The 22,755-nt window shown below is 71.1% G+C and carries 24 protein-coding genes; 16 read left to right on the top strand and 8 right to left on the bottom strand.

Going from position 1 to position 22,755, the window contains the following annotated elements; all coding sequences use genetic code 11:
* Window positions 1–12: 12 nt before the first annotated feature.
* Window positions 13–770, bottom strand: a protein-coding gene (locus AACG61_RS18650; protein ID WP_411836744.1) for an IS5-like element ISPaes2 family transposase whose coding sequence is annotated in 2 segments (ribosomal slippage) — window positions 13–446 and window positions 446–770 — 759 coding nt in all. Because the reading frame shifts where the segments join, the coding sequence is not laid out codon by codon here.
* 78 nt (window positions 771–848) lie between these two features.
* Between AACG61_RS18650 and AACG61_RS18645 the strand changes: the two genes are divergently transcribed.
* The 3 genes from AACG61_RS18645 to AACG61_RS18635 all read left to right on the top strand — a co-directional run bounded on the left by AACG61_RS18645 (window position 849) and on the right by AACG61_RS18635 (window position 2,732).
* Entirely contained in the window at window positions 849–1,157 is a 309-nt protein-coding gene (locus AACG61_RS18645; RefSeq protein ID WP_411840259.1) for a hypothetical protein, read from the top strand.
* A gap of 121 nt (window positions 1,158–1,278) precedes the next feature.
* Window positions 1,279–2,496 carry an AAA family ATPase gene (locus AACG61_RS18640; RefSeq protein ID WP_411840258.1) on the top strand — a complete coding sequence of 406 codons (1,218 nt, stop codon included), beginning with the start codon at window positions 1,279–1,281 and terminating at the stop codon, window positions 2,494–2,496.
* Window positions 2,497–2,567: 71 nt separating this feature from the next.
* The gene (locus tag AACG61_RS18635; RefSeq protein ID WP_411840257.1) at window positions 2,568–2,732 is read left to right on the top strand and encodes a hypothetical protein; all 165 of its coding nucleotides are present in this window, start codon (window positions 2,568–2,570) and stop codon (window positions 2,730–2,732) included.
* Window positions 2,733–2,765: 33 nt separating this feature from the next.
* On the opposite strand, the gene AACG61_RS18630 is transcribed toward AACG61_RS18635, so the two are convergent.
* Window positions 2,766–3,548, bottom strand: coding sequence for a hypothetical protein (locus AACG61_RS18630; RefSeq protein ID WP_411840256.1), 783 nt, complete (start codon window positions 3,546–3,548; stop codon window positions 2,766–2,768).
* Between the two features lie 208 nt (window positions 3,549–3,756).
* On the opposite strand from AACG61_RS18630, the gene AACG61_RS18625 reads away from it, so the two are divergent.
* From AACG61_RS18625 to tssH, 10 genes are all read left to right on the top strand, one after another.
* Complete coding sequence (locus AACG61_RS18625) at window positions 3,757–4,344, top strand: DUF6931 family protein (RefSeq protein ID WP_411840255.1); 588 nt, start codon at window positions 3,757–3,759, stop codon at window positions 4,342–4,344.
* Window positions 4,345–4,354: 10 nt separating this feature from the next.
* On the top strand, window positions 4,355–5,512 hold the full coding sequence (gene tagH / locus AACG61_RS18620) for a type VI secretion system-associated FHA domain protein TagH (RefSeq protein ID WP_411840254.1): 1,158 nt from the start codon (window positions 4,355–4,357) through the stop codon (window positions 5,510–5,512).
* 27 nt (window positions 5,513–5,539) lie between these two features.
* A complete protein-coding gene (locus tag AACG61_RS18615; protein WP_411840253.1) occupies window positions 5,540–6,865 on the top strand; it encodes a type VI secretion system ImpA family N-terminal domain-containing protein in 1,326 nt (441 codons plus the stop codon).
* Window positions 6,866–6,940: 75 nt separating this feature from the next.
* Window positions 6,941–7,465, top strand: a complete 525-nt coding sequence (gene tssB / locus AACG61_RS18610) for a type VI secretion system contractile sheath small subunit (protein ID WP_411840252.1) — start codon at window positions 6,941–6,943, stop codon at window positions 7,463–7,465.
* 2 nt (window positions 7,466–7,467) lie between these two features.
* The gene (gene tssC, locus AACG61_RS18605; protein ID WP_411840251.1) at window positions 7,468–8,961 is read left to right on the top strand and encodes a type VI secretion system contractile sheath large subunit; all 1,494 of its coding nucleotides are present in this window, start codon (window positions 7,468–7,470) and stop codon (window positions 8,959–8,961) included.
* Window positions 8,962–8,999: 38 nt separating this feature from the next.
* A complete protein-coding gene (locus AACG61_RS18600; protein WP_411840250.1) occupies window positions 9,000–9,497 on the top strand; it encodes an Hcp family type VI secretion system effector in 498 nt (165 codons plus the stop codon).
* Window positions 9,498–9,694: 197 nt separating this feature from the next.
* On the top strand, window positions 9,695–10,219 hold the full coding sequence (gene tssE / locus AACG61_RS18595) for a type VI secretion system baseplate subunit TssE (RefSeq protein WP_411840249.1): 525 nt from the start codon (window positions 9,695–9,697) through the stop codon (window positions 10,217–10,219).
* On the top strand, window positions 10,216–12,126 hold the full coding sequence (tssF, locus tag AACG61_RS18590) for a type VI secretion system baseplate subunit TssF (RefSeq protein ID WP_411840248.1): 1,911 nt from the start codon (window positions 10,216–10,218) through the stop codon (window positions 12,124–12,126). Before tssE ends, tssF begins: the two co-directional genes overlap by 4 nt.
* Window positions 12,123–13,100: a type VI secretion system baseplate subunit TssG gene (tssG, locus tag AACG61_RS18585; RefSeq protein ID WP_411840247.1), complete on the top strand. Its 978-nt coding sequence runs from the start codon at window positions 12,123–12,125 to the stop codon at window positions 13,098–13,100. The genes tssF and tssG overlap by 4 nt, the downstream gene beginning before the upstream one ends.
* The gene (tssH, locus tag AACG61_RS18580; RefSeq protein WP_411840246.1) at window positions 13,097–15,715 is read left to right on the top strand and encodes a type VI secretion system ATPase TssH; all 2,619 of its coding nucleotides are present in this window, start codon (window positions 13,097–13,099) and stop codon (window positions 15,713–15,715) included. Before tssG ends, tssH begins: the two co-directional genes overlap by 4 nt.
* A gap of 3 nt (window positions 15,716–15,718) precedes the next feature.
* Here tssH and AACG61_RS18575 read toward each other — a convergent pair whose 3' ends face one another.
* The 6 genes from AACG61_RS18575 to AACG61_RS18550 are packed head-to-tail and all read right to left on the bottom strand — an operon-like array spanning window position 15,719 to window position 19,119.
* Window positions 15,719–16,753 (bottom strand): hypothetical protein, encoded by a 1,035-nt coding sequence (locus AACG61_RS18575; RefSeq protein WP_411840245.1) that lies wholly within the window; start codon window positions 16,751–16,753, stop codon window positions 15,719–15,721.
* Entirely contained in the window at window positions 16,750–17,142 is a 393-nt protein-coding gene (locus tag AACG61_RS18570) for an ExbD/TolR family protein (protein WP_411840244.1), read from the bottom strand. Before AACG61_RS18570 ends, AACG61_RS18575 begins: the two co-directional genes overlap by 4 nt.
* Entirely contained in the window at window positions 17,139–17,603 is a 465-nt protein-coding gene (locus tag AACG61_RS18565) for an ExbD/TolR family protein (RefSeq protein ID WP_411840243.1), read from the bottom strand. Before AACG61_RS18565 ends, AACG61_RS18570 begins: the two co-directional genes overlap by 4 nt.
* A gap of 6 nt (window positions 17,604–17,609) precedes the next feature.
* Complete coding sequence (locus AACG61_RS18560; protein WP_411840242.1) at window positions 17,610–18,251, bottom strand: MotA/TolQ/ExbB proton channel family protein; 642 nt, start codon at window positions 18,249–18,251, stop codon at window positions 17,610–17,612.
* Window positions 18,252–18,254: 3 nt separating this feature from the next.
* Window positions 18,255–18,707, bottom strand: coding sequence for a hypothetical protein (locus AACG61_RS18555; protein ID WP_411840241.1), 453 nt, complete (start codon window positions 18,705–18,707; stop codon window positions 18,255–18,257).
* A gap of 19 nt (window positions 18,708–18,726) precedes the next feature.
* Window positions 18,727–19,119 carry a hypothetical protein gene (locus tag AACG61_RS18550; protein WP_411840240.1) on the bottom strand — a complete coding sequence of 131 codons (393 nt, stop codon included), beginning with the start codon at window positions 19,117–19,119 and terminating at the stop codon, window positions 18,727–18,729.
* 118 nt (window positions 19,120–19,237) lie between these two features.
* On the opposite strand from AACG61_RS18550, the gene AACG61_RS18545 reads away from it, so the two are divergent.
* The 3 genes from AACG61_RS18545 to AACG61_RS18535 are packed head-to-tail and all read left to right on the top strand — an operon-like array spanning window position 19,238 to window position 22,623.
* The gene (locus AACG61_RS18545) at window positions 19,238–19,648 is read left to right on the top strand and encodes a DUF1036 domain-containing protein (protein ID WP_411840239.1); all 411 of its coding nucleotides are present in this window, start codon (window positions 19,238–19,240) and stop codon (window positions 19,646–19,648) included.
* Window positions 19,649–19,654: 6 nt separating this feature from the next.
* On the top strand, window positions 19,655–20,434 hold the full coding sequence (locus AACG61_RS18540) for a hypothetical protein (protein ID WP_411840238.1): 780 nt from the start codon (window positions 19,655–19,657) through the stop codon (window positions 20,432–20,434).
* On the top strand, window positions 20,434–22,623 hold the full coding sequence (locus AACG61_RS18535; RefSeq protein WP_411840236.1) for a M23 family metallopeptidase: 2,190 nt from the start codon (window positions 20,434–20,436) through the stop codon (window positions 22,621–22,623). Before AACG61_RS18540 ends, AACG61_RS18535 begins: the two co-directional genes overlap by 1 nt.
* The last annotated feature ends 132 nt before the right edge of the window (window positions 22,624–22,755 follow it).

Below are 22,755 nucleotides of genomic sequence, written 5' to 3'. Positions count from 1 at the left end.
ACTCATTGAGTTTCACAGCCAGAACAAGACGGTTGCGGCGAGCATAATAGCTGAGAAGAACGTTTCCGGGCAGCGGTCATAACGGGTTGCGACGCGCCTCCAGTCCTTCAGACGCCCGAACATGATTTCGATGCGGTTACGCCTTTTGTAACGCCGCTTGTCGTATTTGACGACCTTCTTGCGGGACTTCCGTCCGGGGATGCAAACCTTTATCCCCTTGTCTTTCAACGCGTCTCTGAACCAATCAGCGTCGTAGCCCCTGTCGGCCAGAAGCCACCCAGCCTTCGGCAGGCTGCCCAGCAGCGCCGCCGCGCCGGTGTAATCGCTGACCTGGCCGGCCGACATGAAGAACCCGATCGGCCGCCCGTTGGCATCGGCGACAGCGTGCAACTTGGTGTTCATACCGCCTTTGGTGCGCCCGATCTGGCGCCCGCGCCCCCCTTTTTCACCCCAAGGCTTGAGGCCGTGCGGTGTGCCTTGAGATAGGTCGCGTCGATCATGATCGTCTTGTGCTCGGCGCTCTCGGCGGCAAGGCCGACCATGATCCGGGCAAAAACCCCGTTGTCGCTCCAGCGCTTCCAGCGGTTGTAGAGGGTTTTGGCCGGGCCGTATTCCTTCGGCGCGTCACACCACCGCAACCCATTGCGATTGATGAAAATTATGCCGCTGAGGACACGGCGATCATCGACGCGGGGCTTGCCATGGCTTTTGGGAAAGAACGGTTTCAGACGCTCCATCTGGGCGTCGCTCAGCCAGTAAAGATTACTCATCGATCAGGTCTCCTTGAGGAGCCTGAATCACGCGAAAAGCATGAAATCAATGGGTCTGGAGCCTAGCGGCGGTCGGGCATGGCACCGCTGCGCGACCGGCTGCCGGCGTCGATCCTGTCGCAAGCACGGCGGCAGCTGGCGGATGTGGTCAGCTGGATCGGGCTTCATTCGCGGCTTCGCGCGCTTGGCCTGCGCTATCTGCGGCCGGGCGGCGGGGGCCGCGTGACGGTGATCGGCGGCCGCGGCGCCATGCCGGCCTGTCATCTGGGTGCCGCCTTCGCGCTGCCCCGCCTGGTGGCGCGGTTCGGGCGCTTCCCCCGCCCCGCCGGCAAAGGATGTCCCGCCGACGTGGAGCCCCCGGGAGGAGGCCCTGCGCCAGGCCCATGACCGTGCCCGCGCCGAGCGGCGGTAGCGGCGAGACGACCTCGGCCGTCGGCACCGGGCCGAACGCGGCAGGCTGAACGATGCGCTGCGCGGGATCGATCCGGTCATCGCCGCCGCGTTCCGGATGGTGCTGACGGACGATCAGCGCGGGGCCCGCCGCGCGTTCAGCGCGGTGCCGCTGCCGCGTCTTGGCGATTATCCGGTGATGACCCCGGGCGCGAGGGCGGAGGCGTCCCGCGACGGCCGGCACCGGTCCCTGCGGCGCGGATGCGAGGGCGCTCCGATCCTGCCGATGGATCACACCCGCGCGCGGCAGCTGTGGGGTCTGGCCGGCGCGGGGGCCGCGAGTGATGCGCTGACCGATCTGCGGCGCATCGCCGGGGACCGGCGGCTGCTGGCCCGGCGCGGCCCGGACGACGCGGTGCTGGGCTATGACCTGCTCACCGAGACGGCTGACGGGCGGCTGATCTCCACCCCGCTCTCGGGTCCGGTGCATGCTCTGGGCCGGATCGGGCCGCGCCGGGCACGGCACTTCCTGGTGACGGCGGATGCGGCATCGGTCGCGATGCTGGCAGCGGCGCGGCCGGACGATCTGGTGATCGTCGCCGCATCCGGCCCGTCCCGGACCGGCCGGCGCAGCACGCAGAACCAGAGCTATGACACCAAGGTCATCACCGGCCTTCTGGAGCAGCTGGACGGGATCGACAGGCGCGAAGGCGTCACGATCATCGCCGCCTGCAACCACCCCGACGCGATCGACCCGGCGATCCTGCGCGCCGGGCGCTTCGACACGCGCGTCGAGATCGGCCTGCCCGATGCCGCGGCGCTTGCGACCATCCTGCGCCAGCATCTCGGCGGCGAGCTGCCGGGGGCCGACCTTTCAGCGATGAGCCAGATGGCCTTCGGCCTCTCCGGCGCGGATGGCGCGGCCGCCGTGCGCGCGGCGCGCGGGGCCGCCCGGCGGGAGAGACGCCCGCTGACGGTCGAGGATCTGCGCGCGGCGCTGGCACCCGACCATCGCGCCCTTCCGGCGGAGATGCGCCGCCGCGCCGCGGTGCACGAGGCCGGGCATGCCGTGGTGACCACCGCGCTCGGTCTCGGCCGGGTCAGGCTCCTGCGGCTCGGCCCGCAGGGCGGCGAGACGCGGCTGCGCTGGTTCGACCTCGACGCGACGCGCGACATGCTGCAGCGCCGCTGCGCCGCGGAACTGGCAGGTCGCGCGGCCGAGATCCTGCTGATCGGCGACGCCGGAGGCGGCGCGGGCGGCTCCGAGGACGGCGACCTGCACCGCGCGACCCTGCTCATGCTGCAGCGCGATCTCTGCTTCGGGCTGGGGGCATAGGCCATCTGTCGATCGGCGAGGGCCCGCCCGCGACGACGCTCCTCTCGCTGCCGGCCGCGATGCGCCGGCAGATGCAGCGCGATCTCGATCAGGCCTTCGCCCTAGCGCTGGATGTCCTCGGCCGGCATCGGCCGCTCGTGGAGAACCTCGCCAGCGATCTCGAAACGCGGGGCTTCCTTACGGTGGCCGACCTGGCTCTGGCCTCGGCACCCATCATCAGGGCAGCGGAAGGCTAGCATCCGGCTGCGCACAGGCCGCGGGTTGAACACCTAGGGCCGGGCCATCCCGCCTTGGCACCGGTTCAGCAGGTCCATCGCCTCGTTGAGGTCGGTGCGCAGGCGGCGCATGATCTGCGCATTGCTGTGCAGATACATCTGGCGGGCGGTGGCGTTCTCGTATTCGAACTCCAGGCGCTGCTCGAAGGTCTCGCTCAGGGCGGTCTGATAGGAATGCGCCGCCTTGGTCAGCTGGGTCGCGCGCTCGACCAGCGTGTTGCCGGCCATGCGGGCCAGCGCCTCGACCGTGTCGGCCAGCGTCCGGACCAGGCCGGTCGCGACGGCCCGGCGCCGGGCGTCGCCGGTGTCGGCGGCGCGCGCATCCGCGATCATCTTCTCCAGGGTCAGCCCCTGCTGGCCCTTCATCTGCAGGAAATCGGTTCCCGGTCCGCCGCGGGCCATCCCGGTCAGCGTGCCCAGGGACCGGCGCACCACCTCGCCCGCATTCGCCTGGCCATGCGCGACCTCCGAGGCCGATTGCGCGGTGTCGATCGCGGCCGTGCCGAGCGAGGAGACCCGCGACGCGGGCCCGCCCGCCAGCGCGCCCGCCAGTTCCAGGAAGGCCACGCAGGTGTCCTTGGTCAGCCGCCCGAACGTATAGACCTTGTTCACGAAGTCGTCCCGGTCGCGCGCGACCGTCAGCTCGCGGTGCATCGTCTCCAGCGCGGCCATCCGGCGGCCCAGATTGTCGATCCTGTCGATATGCGCGCTGCAGGACTGCGCCGGCCGGATGCGGTGGCGCCGCTCGGCATCGGCCATGTGGTTGATCCCCGTCATTCCGCCTCCAATTGTTCGCAGGTTCCCTGTCCCAACGGCTAGCCCGCCGCGCCCCCGCCTGTCCAGCGATGCGTCGGCGTGGGCGCGCGATCCGCGGGGTCTTGCCGACCGCTCGGTGAAACGCTTTTGCGGTCCGGGAGTTGCCGGTCTATGGTGGCGCGGACGACGTGACCTCATTCGGGCTTTTCGCCGAACCGATTGGCAGACGATGCATTTCGACAGCACGACCGACGACCAGACTACCCGGCGGTTGCGGCCCAGCCTGAGGCCGGGAGGGCCATGGCAGCATTTCGCGGACATGCCCCGGCTTGGCGATCTGGTGAAGCTCCGCCCGCAGCCCGAGGATGCGCCGCTGCGCTATCTGCACCGGCTGAGGTCCTCGACCACGCCCGAGGAGGCGGTGACCTATGCGGCCTTCGCCATCGTGCCGACGGATGCGACAGGCTGGTGTTACGAGTGCCTGCGTCTGATGGCCGAACATCTGCAGCCCCATGAGCGCGCGATGATGCAGCAGGTCTCGGGCTGGCTGGCCGCGCCCTCCACGCGGTTGCGCCATGAGATCCTGCGCGAGGCGCTCTGGGCGCCCGGCAGCGGGCCGTCGGTGCTTCTGGGGCTGGCCGTGGGCTGGTCCACGGGCGCCTCCGCGCCGAACGATCCCGAACCCGCGCCGCCCCACAAGACGCCGGTCGCCATCAACGGCGCCGTGCTGTCCTGCCTGGCGCGCGCGCCGCTGGACCGCCGTTCGCCGTTCCTCGCGCGGATCCTCGACATGGCCGAAACCCTGTTCCGGGCCTGAGGGGGGAGCGATGAGCCTGACCTTGCGCATCGAGAACTTCCACGTGCTGGACGACGGCGGCCCGGTCAGCATCCAGGTGCCCGAGACCGGCCTGCAGGCCGGTCGCCGGTCTGGGATGGACTGGGTGCTGCCGGATGCCAGCCGGTTCATCTCCGGGCATCATTTCAGCGTCGCCTTCGACGGCACCACCTGGTGGCTGCGCGACGTGTCGATGAACGGGACCTTCCTGCAGGATCACCGGCATCGGCTGGACGGGGCGCATCGCCTGTCGCATGGCGACCGGTTCCAGGTCGGGCATTACCTGATCGTGGCGCTGTTCGACGCGGTGCAGGGGGCGGGGCCGATCCTGCCCGCCTCGCTGCCCGGCCATCGCTTGGACCGGGTGGTGGAGGAGACGCCGCAGGACGACCCCTGGGCCATCGGCGGACCCTCCGTCGCGCCGGTCGACCCGATGCCGTCGGAATCGCGGGCGCGCCTGCCCGATTTCGGCGACGACTTCATCGCGCTGGACCAGGCGGCGCCCGTGCCGCCGGCACCTCCTGCGCCTGCACCCGTGCCGTCCGCCCCCGCTGTGCCCGTCGCGGCGGATCCGGCCGCGGCACCGGCCTTCCTGCGGGCGTTCTGCGAAGGGGCAGGGCTTGATCCGGCGCTTGCGACGGGCGTCGATCCGGCCCTGCTGGGCCGCCAGCTGGGCGAGACGATGCGGCTTGGCGCGGGCCAGATCATGGCCGCGCTGCGCGACCGCTCGACCGCGCGGCACTTCACCCGCGCGGGCGAGCGCACGATGCGCGGCGCGACCGAGAACAATCCGCTGAAGTTCCTGCCCGATGCCGAGCAGGCCATCGAGGCGCTGTATCTGCGCCCGCGCGCGGGGTTTCTGACCGGGGCCGCGGGCTTTGACGAGGCGCTGTCGGACCTGCGTCGGCACCAGGCGGCGATCTTTGCCGCGCTGCAGCCCGCGCTGCTGGAGCTGACCGCCGATCTGGAGCCCTCCGGCATCGAGGCCGAGGCCAGGGGCGGGCTGGCCGGGGGCCGCAAGGCCAAGGCCTGGGACACCTATGTCGCCCGGTGGGACGCCAAGGCCGCCAGCGAGAACGGCATTCTGGACGCGTTCATCCGCCTGTTCGCGCAGGAATACCGCAAGATGGACGGGGCCGGGGACCGATGAGGCCGACAGGAGAGAAGGGGACCCTGCATGACGCTTGACGATCTGCTGCAGCCTGCGGCCGAGAACCCGCCCTGCGGGCCGGACCTGGAACGGGCGGACGATCCGGCCTTCGTCGACTACTATTTCGAGGCCGTGGCACGGCTGCCCGAGCGCTACTTCGTTCCCGGTTCGGCCGAGGACGGGCGCGAGGATCGTCTGTTCGATCCGCGTTCGGTCGATCTCGGTTCGGAACGGGCGGCGATCCTGGCGCTTCTGGAGCGCAGCCGCGACCTGCGCCTGCTGTCGCTGCTGGCGCAGTTCCAGATCCTGGCCATGCGACCGGCCGATTTCGTCGACACGCTGGAGATCATCGCGGCGATGCTGGCGCAATGGCCAGACGACCTGCACCCGCAGCCGTCGCATGACCGGGCCGAACGGCGCGCCGCGCTGGAGGCGCTGGCCAGCCCCACGACGGTGGTGCTGCCGCTGGCGCATCTGTGCCTTCTGGGCCGCAACGATGTCAGCCTGCGCCGGCATCAGGTGGCGACCGGACGCGCGGCGCCGCGCCTCTCCGAGGGCGACCTGCCGGGTCAGGACGTCCTGGCGCCGCTGCGCGGCGATGCGGCGGCGCGGCAGGTCGCGGCCGCGCATGCCCTGATCGGCCGGGCGCTGGACGCCGTCGCGGCGATCGGCCGCCATTCGGCGGCGGCCTCGGGTGGCGTCACGCCCGATCTGTCGGCGGTGCGGCAGGTGCTGGCCGACATCCACGGCATGATCGGACAGGCGCGCCCCGAGCTGCGGCCCTGGACCGAGCGTGTCGCGGCGGTCGATCCGGTGGCCGCCCCGCCGGCGGCACCGTCATCCGATGCCGTGGCCGCTGCGCCTGCAGCCCCCGCCACCGCCATCGGCGATCGCAAAGCCGCAGAGGCCGCGCTTGGCCGGGTGCAGGACTGGCTGTCGCGGCATGAGCCCTCGTCGGCGGTGCTGCTGCTGGTCGTGCAGGCGCGCCAGCTGGTCGGCCTGCCGCTGGTCCGGGCGATCGAGGCGCTGATGCCCGAGCGTGCCGCCTCGGTCGCGCTGCATCTGGGGCAGGGCAGCGGCTTCGTGCTGCCGATGGCGCGGCTGCGCGACCTGACCGCGCTGGCGCTGCCCGATTCCGCTCCTGCATCCGACGGCGCGGCGCCGCCACCCGCGCCCCCGATCGCGTCGCGTGCCGAGATGGTCGGGCTGGTTCAGGCGGTCGAGGCCTTCTTTCTGCGGCACGAACCCTCCAGCCCGGTTCCGCTGATCCTGTCCAAGGCGCGGGACCTTCTGGACCAGGATTTCGGCACCATCATGCGCGAGCTTTTGGCGCCGGAGGGGGGTAAGGCATGACCGCGACCGCGTCGACTGCATTGACTCGCGCGGAAATTGCGCGTTCCTTTTTGTCCAAAGCATGGGATTGATCTGATGGCATCCGACAAATCGACCGATTTCCTCAAGCGCAACCGTCCACCGCGCGTCAACATCTCCTATGAAGACCCCTACGATTCCGAGAAGATGGTCGAGCTGCCCTTCGTCATGGGCGTGATGTCCGACCTGTCGGGCAATGCTTCCGAGGTCGAGAAGCCCGACATCGAAGAGCGCGACTTCTCCGACGTGACCGCATCGACGCTGGACGACTACATGAAGAGCGTGGGGCCGGCGGTCACCTTCAACGTGGCGAACCGGATGGGCGGAAGCGGCGCGGAACGGCTTGGCGTGACGCTGCATTTCGACAGCATGGACGGCTTCAATCCGGCGGCGGTGGCCCGTCAGGTGCCCGCCCTGCGCAAGCTCCTGGAGGCGCGCGAACAGCTGGCCAACCTGCAGCGCTACATGAACTCGAAGCCCAAGGCGCAGGAGCAGATCCGCAGGCTGCTGAACGACCCCGAGCTGATGGCGGCCCTGGCCGAACGCGAGACCGCGGCGCGTGCCGCGCAGGAGGACGAGTGAGCATGGCCGACGAGCAGCAATCCCACCAGACCAGCCCGCGCGACGGCCTGACCGAGCTGGACGAGTTCTCCGACATCCTGCGCCAGACGATCAAGCCGCGCACGGAGGTCGCCGCGCGCGAGGTCGACAATGCCGTGGTCGCGCTGGTGCGCGAGGCGATGGACGACCAGACGCTGGTGGCCGAGGACGTGATCGACACGATCGACGCAATGCTGTCGCGGCTGGACGCCAAGCTGACCGACCAGCTGAACGAGATCATCCACCATGACGAGTTCCAGAAGCTGGAATCGTCCTGGCGTGGTCTGGCCTATACGGTCAACAACTCCGAGACCGACGCCTCGCTGCGCGTGAAGGTGATGAACGTCTCGAAGAAGGAGCTTCAGCAGATGATGCGCCGCTATCCCGGCGCGAAATGGGACAAGTCCCCGCTGAACAAGATCGTCTACGAGGCCGAGTTCGGCACCCTGGGCGGCAAGCCCTTCGGTGCGCTGATCGGTGACTACTACTTCGACCACGGCACGGCCGACGTGGCGCTGCTGCGCGATATCGGCAAGGTGGCGGCCGCGGCCCATGCGCCCTTCATCTCGGCCGCGGCGCCCGAGCTGCTGGGTCTGGACAGCTGGACCGAGCTGGGCACGCCGCCCGACCTGTCCGAGATCTTCGACACGCCCGACTATGCCGCCTGGAACGGGCTGCGCGACAGCGAGAATTCGCGCTATATCGCGCTGACCCTGCCGCGGGCGCTGTCGCGCGAGCCCTACGGGCAGAACTCCAACTCCGTCGTCGAGGAGTTCAACTTCGAGGAAGAGACCGACGGCCACGAGGGGCGCAAATACGCCTGGATGAACGCGGCCCACGCGCTGGCGGTCAACATCAACCGCGCGCACAAGGAGCATGGCTGGACCGTGCAGATTCGCGGCGTGCAGTCCGGCGGCGAGGTGCTGAACCTGCCGACGCACAATTTCGACACGGGCGAGGGCAGCCGCGAGCTGAAATGCCCGACCGAGGTGTCGATCACCGACCGGCGCGAGGGTGAGCTGTCCAAGGCGGGCCTGATCGGCCTGATCCATCGCAAGCACACCGACAAGGCCGCCTTCATCGGCGCGCAGACCCTCTACCGGCCCAAGAAATACGTGGATGAGCAGGCGACGGCCTCGGACAACATGTCCTCGCGCCTGCCCTATATCTTCGCCGTCTCGCGCTTCAGCCACTATCTGAAGTGCATGGTGCGCGACAAGATCGGCCAGAGCCCGGACCGGCTGCAGCTACAGACGCAGCTCCAGACCTGGGTCAACAAGTACGTCTCGGGCAACCCCGAAAGCGCGAGCGAGCGCGAGAAGGCCAAGAAGCCTCTGGCCGGGGCGCGGGTGGAAGTGGTGGAGGACGAGGAGAACCCCGGCTATTACATGGGCAAGTTCTTCCTCAAGCCGCATTTCCAGCTGGAAGGAATGGATGTCGGGATGTCTCTCGTCTCCAAGCTGCCGAAGGGCAACTGAGTTCAATTTGATCTGACTGCCAAAAACGGAGGTTCGCCATGGCTGTCGACATTTTTCTGAAGCTTTCGAACAACATCAAGGGTGAGTCGCAGGACGACCGGCACCGCGACGAGATCGACGTCCTGGCCTGGAACTGGGGCCTGACGCAGTCGGGCACCACGCATCTGGGCAAGGGCGGCGGTGGCGGCAAGGTGAATGTCCAGGACATCACCCTGACCAAGTATGTCGATCTTGCCACAAACGACCTGATCAAGCGCTGCACCTCGGGTGAGCATATCGAGACGGGTGAGCTGATCGTGCGCAAGTCGGGCGGCACCGCGCCGGTCGAGTATCTGCGCATCAAGATGCAGAACATCATGATCTCCAGCTATTCCACCGGCGGGTCCAAGGACGGCCTGGACCGGATCCAGGAGACCCTGACCCTCAACTTCCGCAAGTTCGAGGTCCTCTACACCCTGCAGGAGGATTCCGGCGCCGCCGGGGCCGAGACCATGTCGGGCTGGGACATCGCCGAGAACCGCGAGTGGAACTCGTGACCTGACGCGATGGCGGCCGCGCGCGGCCGTCGCGACAGGACATCCGGATCGGCGCGAGATCGCCGGTCCGGACCCGCATGTCCGGCACCCGACCGGACGCGCATCCCCCATTCCCACAAGTCCGGGACATCATGCCCTCTCGACCTCCTGCTGCCTCCCAAGCGCCGCGCGGCACGCCTCGGGGCGAGCTTCGGGACATGTCGCTTCTGCACATCTTCCGTGACAGCGTGGCCCGCCGCGATGCGCGTCAGGGCGGCCGCGACTATGTCGAGGGAGAGCGCGACCTGACCCGTGTGAGCCAGAAGCGGCGCGAGGGCGCGGGCGAGGACGCGCTGCGCCGCAACCTGGCCCGCGATCTGGAGAGCCTGCTGAACACGATCCGCCTCGACGTCGCGGTGCCGCTGGACGATCATCCGCGGGTCGCGGCCTCGATCGTGAATTTCGGCCTTCAGGACATGGACAGCCTGTGGCGGCGGAACCGCACGCCCACCGCCCTGGCCGAGGCGATCCGGCTCTCGCTGATCCGCGCCGAGCCGCGCCTGCGCGCGGAGACGCTGGAGGTGCGCGTGGTCGATGCCGAGCCCAGCATCGACCAGCGCCTGTCTCTGGAGGTCAGCGCCGAGATGATCTCGGACCCCACCGACATCGCGATGCATTTCGTGGCCGAGATCGATCCGGCCGCCGGCAAGATCACCATGAGCCGGATGCAGGGGGTCACATGAAGAAGGCCTTCCGCGACGCCTATGAGCGCGAGCTGGACATCCTCTACGAGCGGTCGGCCGAATTCGCGCAGGAGTTTCCGGGCCTGGCCGACCGGCTTGGCGGCGTGCTGCGCGAGAACATCGACCCGACCGTCGCCGGGCTGCTGGAGGGCGCGGCCTTCCTGGCGGCCCGCGTGCAGCTGAAGCTGGACGAGGAGTTCCGGGGCTTCACCCGCGAGCTTCTGGAGCAGATCTTCCCCGAGGCGCTGGCCCCCTTTCCCAGCTGCATCGTGGTCGAGGCGCCGCCGCCGATGGTGCCCGCCCCCGGCGACCGTCCGCGCAGCCACCCGCGCGGCGCCTATCTGGACGCCCGCTTTCGCGATGCGGACAAGCGCGTCTCGTGCCGGTTCCGGCTGACCTCTGCGCTGACGCTGCTGCCGCTGCGGATCGCGCGGCTGGCCTATCACGACCGCACGACCACCCTGGGCGGGCTGGGCCAGGACCCCGATCCGCGGACGCGGGCCGGGATCGTGCTGGACCTGGCCACCACCGACGGCCGGCCCGTCCAGGCGATGGGCGCGGGCGCGATCGAGCTGCGCCTGACCGGCGACATGGCGCGCGCGCTGATGCTCTACGAGCAGTTCCACTGCAACGTCACCCGCCTGTCGCTGCGCTGGTTGCAGCCGAACGGCGATCCGGCCTTCCTGCGCCTGTTGCCCGATCAGCTGGTCCCGATCGGCTTCGACCGCGACGAGATGCTTCTGGACCGCAGCACCGCGCTGTTCGACGGCTTCGTGCATCTGCAGGAGGTCTTTGCCTTTCCGCGCAAGTTCCTGGGCCTGCGGATCGAGGGCCTGCGCGACGCCCTGGCCGCGCTGCCCGTGACCGAGATCCAGCTGATCGCCGAGTTCGACCGGGTCAGCGACGATCTGGCGCGTCAGCTGGGGCCGCGCGACATCCGGCTGAACTGCGCGACCGCGATCAACCTGTTCGAGGAAAGCTCGAACCAGATCCGGCTGGACGACCGGCGCCACGATTACGTCGTCACCCCCGATTCCAGCCCGCTGACCCATTACGAGGTGCAGAAGATCCTGCGCGTGGACGCCAGCTATGGCACGGCGGCGGACCGGGTCCAGGTCTCGCCGCTCTATGCGCTGCCGCAGGAGCCGGGGTCGCAGCGGGCGGGGTATTACTACACGACCCGCCGCAAGCCCCGCCGCCTGACCGAGCATGAACGGCGCAGCGGCGCGCGGCCCGACTATCTGGGGACCGAGACCTTCATCGCCATCCATGAACCGCCGGAGGAGGTGGTCGGCCGCCGGGCGCAGCGGCTGCATGTCCGGACGCTGTGCTCGAACCGGCACCTGCCCGCCGCCCTGCCGCTGGCCGGGTCCGAGGATTTCACCGTCGTCGCCGATCAGAGCCTGTCCTTGGCCTGCGTCAACGGCCCGAGCGCGCCGCGCGAGCCGATGACCGAGACCGAGCGCGCGGGCCCGCACCGCATGGTGCAGGGCGACGTGCATTGGCGGCTGATCTCCTATCTGGCGCTGAACCATTTCGGGCTGGACGACCGCTATGGCCGGGACGGCGCGGCCAGCCTGCGCGAGATCCTGACCCTGTTCGCGGACCTCTCGGACAGCGTGACCGAGACGCAGATCGCGGGCCTGACCGCTCTGTCGGTGCGGCCCGTCACCCGCTCGATCCGCCGCGCCGAGGGGTTCTTTCCCGCCCGCGGCCTCGAGGTGTCGGTGACCTTCGACGAGGCCGCCTTCGAGGGCAGCGGCATCATCCTGCTGGCCACGGTGCTGGACCGGTTCTTTGCCGAATATGTCAGCATCAACAGCTTCAGCCAGACCGTCGCCATCAGCAAGCAGCGCGGCGTCATCAAGCGGTTCGCGCCCCGGACCGGGCAGGGTCCGCTGATATGAGCGGCGGCGAGGGGTTCCTGGCGATCCTGCGCCGGATGGAGCGCGAGGCCGCGGACAAGCCGCGCATCGGCCGCTCGGTCCGGCTGTCCGACGACCTGGTCGATATCGGCCAGGACCCCGAGCTGGCCTTTCCCGCAACCGAGCTGGAGCGGCCCGAGGCCCGCGGTCCGCGGCCCCGCATCCGCGTGCGCTTCATGGGTTATTTCGGGCCGCAGGGGGCGCTGCCGCTGAACCTGACCGAGGAGGCGATGCGCTGGCAGCAGCAGGGCGAGGAGGCCTTCGTCCGCTTTGCCGACATCTTCGCGGCCCGCTTCTATCAGCTGTTCTTCCGCGCCTGGTCCGACGCCCGCGCCATCACCCAGCACGACCGCCCCGAGGAGGACCGCTTCGCGGCCTATATCGCCTCGGTCGCGGGCACGGGCACCGAGGCGTTCCAGCGCCATGACGCGATGCCCGACCTGGCGCGGCTGCCTCTGGTCCCGGTCTTCGGCGGACGTGTGCGCAGCGCGGTGCGCCTGCGCCAGATGCTGGAGACCCATCTGCGCCTGCCCGTCGACGTGGAGGAGCACGTCCTCAGCTGGCTGGAGTTCGAGCCCGGCGACCGGCGCGGCCTGGGGCAGGGGGGTGCCTTGGGGCGCGACCTCTATCTGGGCGACCGGGTGCAGTCGGTGAACGACCGGATTTGCGTGCATCTGCACCTGCCCGATGCCGGACGCTATCGCGACTATCTGCCGGGTTCGGCAGGCTATCGGCGGCTTGGGGACCTGGTCTTCTGGTATCTGGGCCGCAGCCAGGATGTCGATCTGGCCCTGACCCTGCCGCCCGCCGAAATTCCCGCCGGTCAGCTGGGCGCCGCCATGGCGCTTGGCTGGCTTGCCCCGCTTCGCCCCGATCCCGGCGCCGCCGCGCCCCGGGTCCAGATCGCCCGTTTCACGCTGAGCACCGGGCAGGAACCGCAGCACGAGGCCGCATGACCGCCATCACCATCGAGAAATTCGCAGGCCGCATGAACCGCGTCGGCTATGACGCCTTCCTGTCGGCCATGCGCCAGGCGCGGGGCGACGGCAACCGCCATGTCGAGCTGTGCCACTGGCTGTTCCACGCGCTGAGCCATCAGGAAGGCGACATCGCCCTGACGCTGCGCGAGGCGGGGCTGGACCGGGGGCAGGCGCTGAAGGACCTGGACCGGGCGGCGGCGGCGCTGCAGAAGAACGTGACCGAGACGCCGGGCATCTCCGAGCGGCTGGCCGATGCGCTGAACCATGCCTGGACCTATGCCTCGCTGTTCTTCGGCGAGGCGCAGATCCGCACCGGCCATCTGCTGGTCGCGCTGCTGAACGACGCGGCGCTGCGGCGCGCGCTGATCCAGCTGTCGCCGGTCTTCGAGGGCCTGTCGGCCGAGCGGCTCGGCGCCGAGGCCCGCACCATCTGGGCGGGCTCGGAGGAGGAGGACCTGCGGCCCATGGACGGGACCGGCCTGCGCGCGCCGGGAACGGCGACCGCGGGCGGGGCCGGGCAGACCGCGCTTGGCCGCTATGCGGTGGACATGACGGCCCAGGCCGAGGCCGGAGAGATGGACCCGGTCGTCGGCCGCGACGACGAGATCCGCCAGATCATCGACGTGCTGATGCGCCGCCGCCAGAACAACCCGATCCTGACCGGAGAGGCGGGCGTGGGCAAGACCGCCGTGGTCGAGGGCTTCGCGCAGCGCCTGGCCCAGGGCGACGTGCCGCCCGCCCTGCAGGGGATGCGGCTGCACATGCTGGACATCGGCGCGATGCAGGCCGGGGCCAGCATGAAGGGCGAGTTCGAGCAGCGCCTGCGCTCGGTCATCGACGAGGTGCAGTCCTCGGCCGTGCCGATCATCCTGTTCATCGACGAGGCGCATACCCTGGTCGGCGCGGGTGGCCCTGCCGGCACCGGCGATGCCGCGAACCTGCTGAAGCCCGCCCTGGCGCGCGGGTTGCTGCGCACCATCGGCGCGACGACCTGGGCCGAATACCGCACCCATTTTGAGAAGGACCCGGCGCTGACCCGGCGCTTTCAGCCGGTCACCATCGACGAACCCTCGATCGATCGGGCCTGCTTCATGATGCGCGGCCTGCTGGGCCCGATGGAGCAGTATCACAAGGTCCGCATCGCCGATGCCGCGGTCGAGGCCGCGGTCAAGCTGTCGGCGCGCTATCTTCCCGCGCGGCAGCTGCCCGACAAGGCGGTCTCACTGCTGGACACGGCCTGCGCGCGGGTGGCGGTCAGCCAGTCGGCGACGCCCGCGCGCATTGCCGACCTGCGCGCCCGCATCGCCGCGCTGGCGGCCGAGATCGCCGCCAAGACCGCCGAGGCCGATCTGGGCGGCACCGATGCCGCCCGCCTGGCCGAGGCGGCCACCGAGAAGGCCGAGGCCGAAGCGCGTCTGGCCGAGGTGGAACGCGCCCATGCCGATGAGCGCGCCATCGTCGAGGACATCCTGGCCCTGCGCCTGCGCCTGTCCGAGGAGGCCGATGCCGAGGCGATCCGCCATGAGCTGGAGGCGGGGATGGCGCGTCTGTCGGCGATCCACGCCGATGACCGCATGGTCTGGCCGCATGTGGACGAGCAGGCCGTCGCGGGCGTCATCAGCGACTGGACGGGCATTCCCGCGGGCCGGATGGTCGCCGACGAATTGCAGGCGGTGCTGACGCTTGGCGATCAGCTGCGCCGCCGGGTGATCGGCCAGGACGACGGCCTTGCGATGATCGCGCGTCGGGTCGAGACGGCGCGGGCCGGTCTGGGCAACCCCGAAAAGCCGATCGGCGTCTTCATGCTCTGCGGCCCCTCGGGCGTCGGCAAGACCGAGACCGCCTTGGCTCTGGCCGAGACGCTTTACGGCGGCGAGCAGAACGTCATCACCATCAACATGTCCGAGTTCCAGGAGGCCCATTCCGTCAGCCTGCTGAAGGGTGCGCCGCCGGGCTATGTCGGCTATGGCGAGGGCGGTCGCCTGACCGAGGCGGTGCGCCGCAAGCCCTATTCCGTCGTCCTGCTGGACGAGATGGAGAAGGCCCATCCCGACGTGCACGAGCTGTTCTTCCAGGTCTTCGACAAGGGCCGGATGGAGGACGGCAACGGCCGGCCGATCAACTTCCGCAACACGCTGATCCTGATGACCTCGAACCTGGGGACCGGCTCGATCATGGCGCTGGCCCCCGAGGGCCGGATCGAGGACCCCGAGACGCTGGAGGCGGCGCTGAAGGAGGAGCTGCTGGGCACCTTCCCGCCCGCGCTGCTGGGGCGGATCGTGACGATCCCCTATCTGCCCCTGTCGGCCGAGGTCCTGGGCGGGATCGCGGCGCTGAAGCTGGAGGCCCTGGCGCGGCGGATGCGGGACGCGCATGGCGCGCGGCTGGTCTGGGACGCGGCGGTGATCGGGCAGATCACCGACCAGTGCCGCGACCCCGACAGCGGCGGGCGGATGATAGACAATGTCATCACCAACTCGATCCTGCCCAGCCTGTCGCGGCAGGTTCTGGGCCGGATGGTGGCCGGGCAGCCGATGGGCGACGTGACCATCCGCGTCCGGGACGGCGCCTTCGACTATGCCTTCGACTAGGCCTCAGCGGACATAGACGCTGGCCAGCCCGGCGCGCAGCTCCTGCCCCAGTTCGGCGCCGAGCGCGTCGAAGAAGGGCTGCGCCAGCTCGCCCGCGTGGCGGGTGACGGCATCGGGACGGCGGGGGGTTGCGATGGCGATCAGCAGCTGATGCGTGTCGCGCGGATCGCCGAACCGCGCGACCGGAATCCGGAACCGGCTGCCTGAGGCCGACCCGACCAGGAACCGCCGCAGGTCGTGCACGACCCCCGCATCGTCGATCATCAGCAGCGTGGTATACAGCCCCGCGCCGCCATCCACGCGCCCCGACAGGTCCTGCCCGCCTTGCAGATCCTGGACGTCCAGCTGCAGCGACAGGCTGGGTGCCGGATAGGCCGGATCGCGCCGCGCAAAGGCCAGCGTCGGGCATTGGCGCGGGTCCAGCAGCACCTCCTGCCGGGTCACGGGCGTGTCGGTCGCATCGGTCAGCTGCGTCATCAGCGCCGCGATCTGCCGGTCGTCGGCGGCAAAGACCGACAGCTGGATCTGGTCGTCGCCCAGAAGCGCGGGCCGGGCATAGAGGCAGGGTTCGGTCAGGCGCTGCCGGATCTCCTCGAACAGCGCGGTGATGCGCGGGTCAGGGGCAGGGCCTGAGGAGGCAGGGGCTGCGGGGCCGTCGTCGGCCTGCGAGGGACCAGGCGTCTCGGGGGTGGCCAGCGGGACCGCGACCGGGCCCAGGATCAGCGGCTCGGGCATGGCGGCGCTGGTGGCGGGGACGGCGTCAAGAATCTCGCCCGCGGGCGGGGTGGGCAGCGCCTCGGTGACGGGGCGCAAGGTCGTGGTCGGCGCGGCGGCGGTCAGGACCTGGACCTGCGGTGCCGCCTCACCGCGCAGCGGGGCCGCGACCTCCAGGCGCAGGGGTTGCGGCGGCGCGGCCTCGGGCGCGGCGCTCCAATCCGGGCGCCAGACCAGTGCGGCCAGCGCCGCCCCGTGCAGCGTCACGGACAGCGCCCCGGCCAGCAGCCAGAGCCCCCGCCAGCGGGCGGATGCGCCGCTCATTCCCCGACCCGCCGCTCGGTCACCAACCGCAGCGGACGGTCCGATAGCTCTGGCCGCGACAGCAGCTCGAACAGCCGGGCGGACGGGGCCTCACGGTCGATCACCACATGCAGCGGCGCGTCCCCCGGCAGCAGCGCCGCGGCCAGCAGCGCGGGCTGCACCAGCACCCCGTCCAGCCGCCACTGCCCGGAGGGCAGGACCTCCAGCACCGGCGCGGGCAGCTGGCCTGCGGGCAGTGTCCGGCTGTCGGGCAGGTCCAGTTCGGCGAAGACCCGTCCCTCCTGCCCCGAGACCAGGAAGAAGAAGATCAGCAGCAGCACCACGTTCACGATGGCCAGGCCGGGGTCCATCCGCAGCGTGACGCGGCGCGGGGGCAGGCCCAGGCTCATGCGCCGCCCCCATCCGCGATCTGGACCGAGACGATGCCGCGCGCCTGCAGCGCCTCCAGCACCGCGACCACGCGGCCGACCGGCACGTCCTGGCGCAGCACCAGCAGCACGTCGGTCGTGCCCTGGGTCACCAGCGCCTCGGCCAGTCGGTCCAGCTGCGTCAGGGCAAAGCGCTGGCCGCCCGCGGTGATGCGGTCGGGGGCCAGGGTCCAGACGGCGGTCGTGCCCGCGGGGGTGACGCGGCCCGCCTGCGGCGCATCGGTCGCGCCACCGCCCCCGGCCAGGGCGCCGCTGCGGATGTCCAGCAGCCCGTAGGATGACAGGTTGGCCGAGAGCATGAAGAAGATCAGCAGCTGGAACAGCACGTCGGCCATGGCGGTCATCGAGAACCCGGCCCGCAGGTTGCGCCGCGGCAGGTCCAGCCCGATCCGCAGGCGCGGCGCCGCATCCAGGACCGCCATCCGCGCCTAGCCCCGCGCGGGCGTGGCGATCCGCCCGTGGATCGCGGTCGAGACGGCCAGCTCGATCGACTGGCGCTCCTGCTCGATCCGGCCCTCCAGCCAGGCGGCCAGGAAATAGGCCACCAGCGCGATGGCCAACCCCGCCGCGGTCGTCGTCAGCGCGGTCCAGATGCCTGCGGCCAGCAGCCGGGGATCGGCCGCGCCCTCGATCTGGGCCAGGTTGCCGAAGGCGTCGATCATGCCGATGACCGTGCCCAGCAGGCCCAGCATGGGCGCCATCTGCACCACCGCCTCCAGCAGGCGCATGCGCGCGCCCATCTGGATCAGCTCGGCCAGGGCGACCTGGCGCGCCAGCTCCTCGCCATAGGTGGGTTCGGCCGGGCGGGCGCGCAGGCCCGACATCGTGACGGCCAGCACCCGCGTCAGGACCGACGATCCGGCCCCCGCCTTGCGCTGCGCCTCATCCGGGCGGCCGTTCAGCCAGTCGTCCAGAACCGCCTGCGCGGCGGCGTGACGGCCCACGCCAAGCCGGGCGAACTGGATCACCTTGAAGATCGCGACCGTCATCGTCAGCAGCGACAGAAGTGCCAAGGCCGCGAAGACGGCCAGGCTGACCGCGGGCAGACCGTCGAAGAGAGGTGCGAACATGGATCAGAGCCCGAAGTCGATCTGCACGCGGCTCTGCGTCTCCAGCCCGGTCAGGCAGGCTGCGCCCAGGTCGTCGCCGCCATCGGCCTGGCAGGCCGCGACATCGTTCACGATGATCCGGCCGATCCCGTCGCAGGGCCGCTGCGGCAGCTCGAACAGCACGACCTTGGTCTTGCCCGCGGCCAGCGCGCCGAAATCCAGGATCGGCAGCGCCTGCACCACGCCTTCGGGGTCGAAGATCGCGACCTGCCAGGCGGCGCGCGCCAGCCCTTCGTCAAGCCGGTTCGTCGTGACCATCGTCAGCCGGCAGTCGCCCGCCTCGGTCGGGACCGCGCCGTTCAGCTCCAGCAGGATGCCCGCGCCGGGGGCGGGCTGCGTCTCGGGCGCCTCCTGGGCGGCGACGGCCAGCGGCACCAGACATGCGGCGGCAAGAAGGGCTGCGGAAATGCGCGCCATGGAAAAACCTTCCCTGAAATTACCTGTAGACGCCGATCAGCGGCATGCTCGTCGCCTCATAGCGCCGCGTGACGGGGGCGGCGTCAAGGGGCGGATGGATCGGCGATGCCGCAGGCAGGGTCGCGGTCGGCGGCAGGGCGGGCGCGGGCAGGAGGCTCAGCCGCGGGCTGTCGGGGGCCGCGACCGGAGACGCGGCGGCCACGGGGACAGGGACGACCGCCGCATCGGGGCGCGCGATCGGCGCCGGTCCGGCGGAGTGGGGCGCGAAGGGATCGACGCGTTCGGCACGGATGACCGGCGCGGGGATGGCCGCGGAGGCTGTGCCGCCGGCCATTCCGTCAAGCCCCTTCGCCACACCGAAGGCGGTCGCCGCCGTGGCGCCCGTCGCGGCGATCAGGATCAGGGCTTTCATCAGGGCGCACTCCCGCTGGTCGGGTCGAGGTTAGCACCATTCCGCCGGCCGCTCAATTCGCGTATAGCGGGAGTCGCTGAAGGAGGGCCCGTCCATACCCATGCCCGCGCCGATGACCATGGCCGCGCGATGCGGCGTCGCGGTCCTGACCGCATTCCTGCCCGTCGCGGCGGGGGCCGAGGGGCTGCGGCTGTGCAACCAGTCCTTCGACGTGCTGAACGTGGCCGTCGCCGTGCCGGGCCCGGAGGGCGGGCGGGACACGCGCGGCTGGTGGCGGGTCGCGCCGAATCAATGCGCCACCATCCTGCGCGAGCCGCTCGGCGCCGGGCCTTATCATCTGTTCGCGGCGGATGTCTTCGGGCGCGAGGTGCTGACCGGGACGGTCCCGATGTGCGTGGCCCCCCGCCGGTTCGAGATCGCGGGTCAGCAGGACTGTCTTCTGCGCGGCTTTCTGGATGCCCGCTTCCTGGCGGTCGAGACGGGGGGCGCGGCCCAGTGGACCGTCTTTGTCGCGCCCCGGTCGGGCTGATCCGCGATGTGGCTCCTGCCTTCAGCCCCGCGCCTTGGCCCGATCATCGGCCTCGGCCTGTTGATCGGGACGGCGGCCGCGGCGCAGCAGCCCTTGGGCGATCTGGTCATCGAGGCGCTGCCGCTGCAATCCGGGTCCGGCGACGCGGTGCAGGTGCTGACGGCCCTGCCCGCACCCGACGGCGTCCCGCCCGTCGATCCTGCCGCCCCGTTCGATATGCCGCGCCCGTTGCGTCCGGGGGGACCGGTGCCCTCGGTCGTGGTGGGGGATTGGGCGGTGCTGATGACGGCGGGTCCGCGCGGCGAGCTGGGTCTGCCCCATGCGGCGCGCGAGGCGATCCGCGCGCGCGACCCCGCCATCTTCGCGCGACTGCTGGAACAGGGGGCCTTCGATCCGCCGCAGGACCGGTTTGCGGCCGCGCTGCAGCAGGAGCTGGCGCGGCTTGGCTGCTATGGCGGCGGCGTCGATGGCGCATGGGGGCCGGGGTCGGCGGCGGCGCTTGCGCGTTACGCCGCGGCGGGCGGGCCGGTCGCGGCCGACGCCGACCCGGACCGCGCGCTGTTCCGCGCGGTTCTGGCCGGTCCCGACATCGCCTGCCCCGCCCCTGCGCCGGTCGCCGCCGCCCCGGCGCGCCAGCCCGCCGCCAGCCCGGCGCAGCCCGCAGCGACCGCCCGCGCCCGTCCGCAATCGGCCAACCCTCCCGCCGCCGCAGCCGCCCCGGAGGCGCCGCGCACGGGGCGCCGGATCGGGACCGGCGGGCTGCTGGGCTCGGGGGTGATCCGCTGATGGTGCAGGACGGCGTCGATCCGCGCTTCCGGCGGATGGGCCGTCAGGCGATGCTGCGGCGGCGACGCAGCCGCGGCCTGCGCCTCGGTGCGGCGGCCATCGTCGTCGCGGCCCTGTGCTGGGGCGGTCTGCGGCTGTGGCAGCCGGACCTGTCGCGGCTGGCGGCGCTGTGGCCGTCGGGTGACATGGACCAGCAGCTGGTGCAGGTCGAGGCGGGGTTCGACATCGCCCCGGTCGTGCGCCGCGACACTTTCGCCGACATCCCCGGCGATCCGCTGATCATCCCCGCCCCCGAGGCCGACAGATCGGCCGAGCGGACCGCCCGCGTCGTGCCGCCCGACCTGGCGGCGGAGCCGCGGCTGGCGGGGCAGGGGGCGACGGTCACGCTGCTGGACAGCCCGCTGATGCCGCGCGACCGGCAGCTGGTGCCCAGCCTGCCCTCGACGCGCGAGGAATTCGCGCTGTTCCGGGCCGAGCGCAGCCGCGGGCGCCTGGCCCCGGACGGGCAGGCGCCCGCGTCGCCGCCCGAGGCCCGCGCCACCAGCAGCGTGGCGTTCCTGCGCGACGACGCCCTGCGTCAGGACCTGTGGCGCGAGACCATCGTCGAGATCAGCCGCCCCGCCGGTCTGGCCGAGATCCTGTCGCAGAACGGGTTCGACGAGGCCGAGGCCCGCCGCCTGGCCGAGCGGGCGTCAAGCCGCCTCACCCTGCCCGACACCCTGCCCCAGGGGGCAGTCCTGGGCCTGCGCCACCGCGACCGGGAGGGCCGGCGCGAGGTCATCCAGATGTCGATCTATGACGCGCAGGGCCTGGTCGGCGCGCTGGCCCTGTCGGCGGCGGGGCAGCTGGTGCCCGCGGCCGATCCCTGGTCGGACGCGCCCCTCTCGCTGCGCGTCGCGGACCGGGGCGATGCAGGCGAGGCCGGCGGCAGGCAGCGCCTGCTGGACCTGATCTATGCGGCCGCGCTGCGCAACGACCTCTCGCCCGAGCTGGTCGGCCGGGCGACGGCGCTGATGGCGCGGGTCCATGACCTGGACAGCCCCGCCACGCCCGAGGACCGCCTGACGATGGTCCTGGCGGGCGAGGGCGACCGCATGGACCCCGACGGCATCCTCTATATCGGCATCAGCGGGCCGGAGGGCGAGCGGTCCTGCTATGTCGTACCTTCCGAGGAGGACGGGGAGGAGGGCTGCTTCGTGCCCACCGCGCCGCGCGCCGCGCGGGTGGCGGCGGCACTGTCGCCGCCGATCTCGGGCGTGCTGACGCAGCGCTTCGTGCCCCCCGCGGGCCAAGCGACGGACCCGGCGCGCGCGCGCGTCGTCTGGTCGGCGCCCCTGGGCACGGTCGTCGCGGCCGCAGGCGACGGTCGCGTCGAGGCCGTGCGGCGCGCTGACGGTCTGGTCACGGTCGACATCGCGCATGAGAACGGCTTTCTGACCCGCTACGATGGGTTGGACGACGCGCCCGACATCCCGGCTGAGGGCGCATCGCTGCGCCGGGGCCAGCCCATCGGCCGGCTTGGCGCGCGCGCCGGGGCCGAGCCGGGGCTGGGCCTGCAGCTTCTGTCCGGGGGTGTCGCCATCGATCCGGTGCCGCAACTGGGCGGCGTCAGCACGGCCGTCGGCTCGGATGCCGTGGAATCGCTCATCGGGCGGATCATCACCGTGGAAAGCGCGGGCAACGCGCGGGCGCGCAACCCGCTGTCGACCGCGACCGGGCTGGGCCAGTTCATCGAATCCACCTGGCTGCGGATGGTGGCCAGCTATCGCCCCGACCTGATCGCCAGCTTGGACCGGCGGGCGCTTCTGGACCTGCGCTTCGATCCCGACCTGTCACGCCAGATGGTCCGCCACCTGGCGCAGGAGAACGAGGCCTTCCTGCGGCAGCGCGGCCATGCGATCACCGCGGGCCGGCTGTATCTGGCGCATTTCCTGGGGCCCGCGGGGGCGGATGCGGCCCTGCGCGCCGATCCGCAGGCCGGCGTCCTGCAGGTGATGGGACCGGCGGTGGTCGGCGCGAACCCCTTCCTGCGGGGCTACAGCATCGGCGATCTGAGGGCGTGGGCCGACCGCAAGATGGCCGGGCAGCCGATCGCCGCGGCCATGGCGGCGTCGCCCGAACCCGTCCCGGAACCGGTCCGCACCTTCATGGCCGCGATCGACCGGATCCGGGCGGATCGTGACGGTTGAAACGTCCATGCAAATCGCGCAAGATCGACGGGCCGGGCGGATTGCACCGGCCGAATTTACGGTCAGGGTGGTCAAGCCGCGCATTTTCGCGACGCCTGTTCGGTGCGACCCGGTATCTGAAAGACGCCATTT

The sequence above is a fragment of the Paracoccus sp. ME4 genome (genome assembly GCF_046736325.1).
Taxonomy (GTDB): domain Bacteria; phylum Pseudomonadota; class Alphaproteobacteria; order Rhodobacterales; family Rhodobacteraceae; genus Paracoccus.
This window is presented reverse-complemented; position numbering and strand designations above follow the sequence as displayed.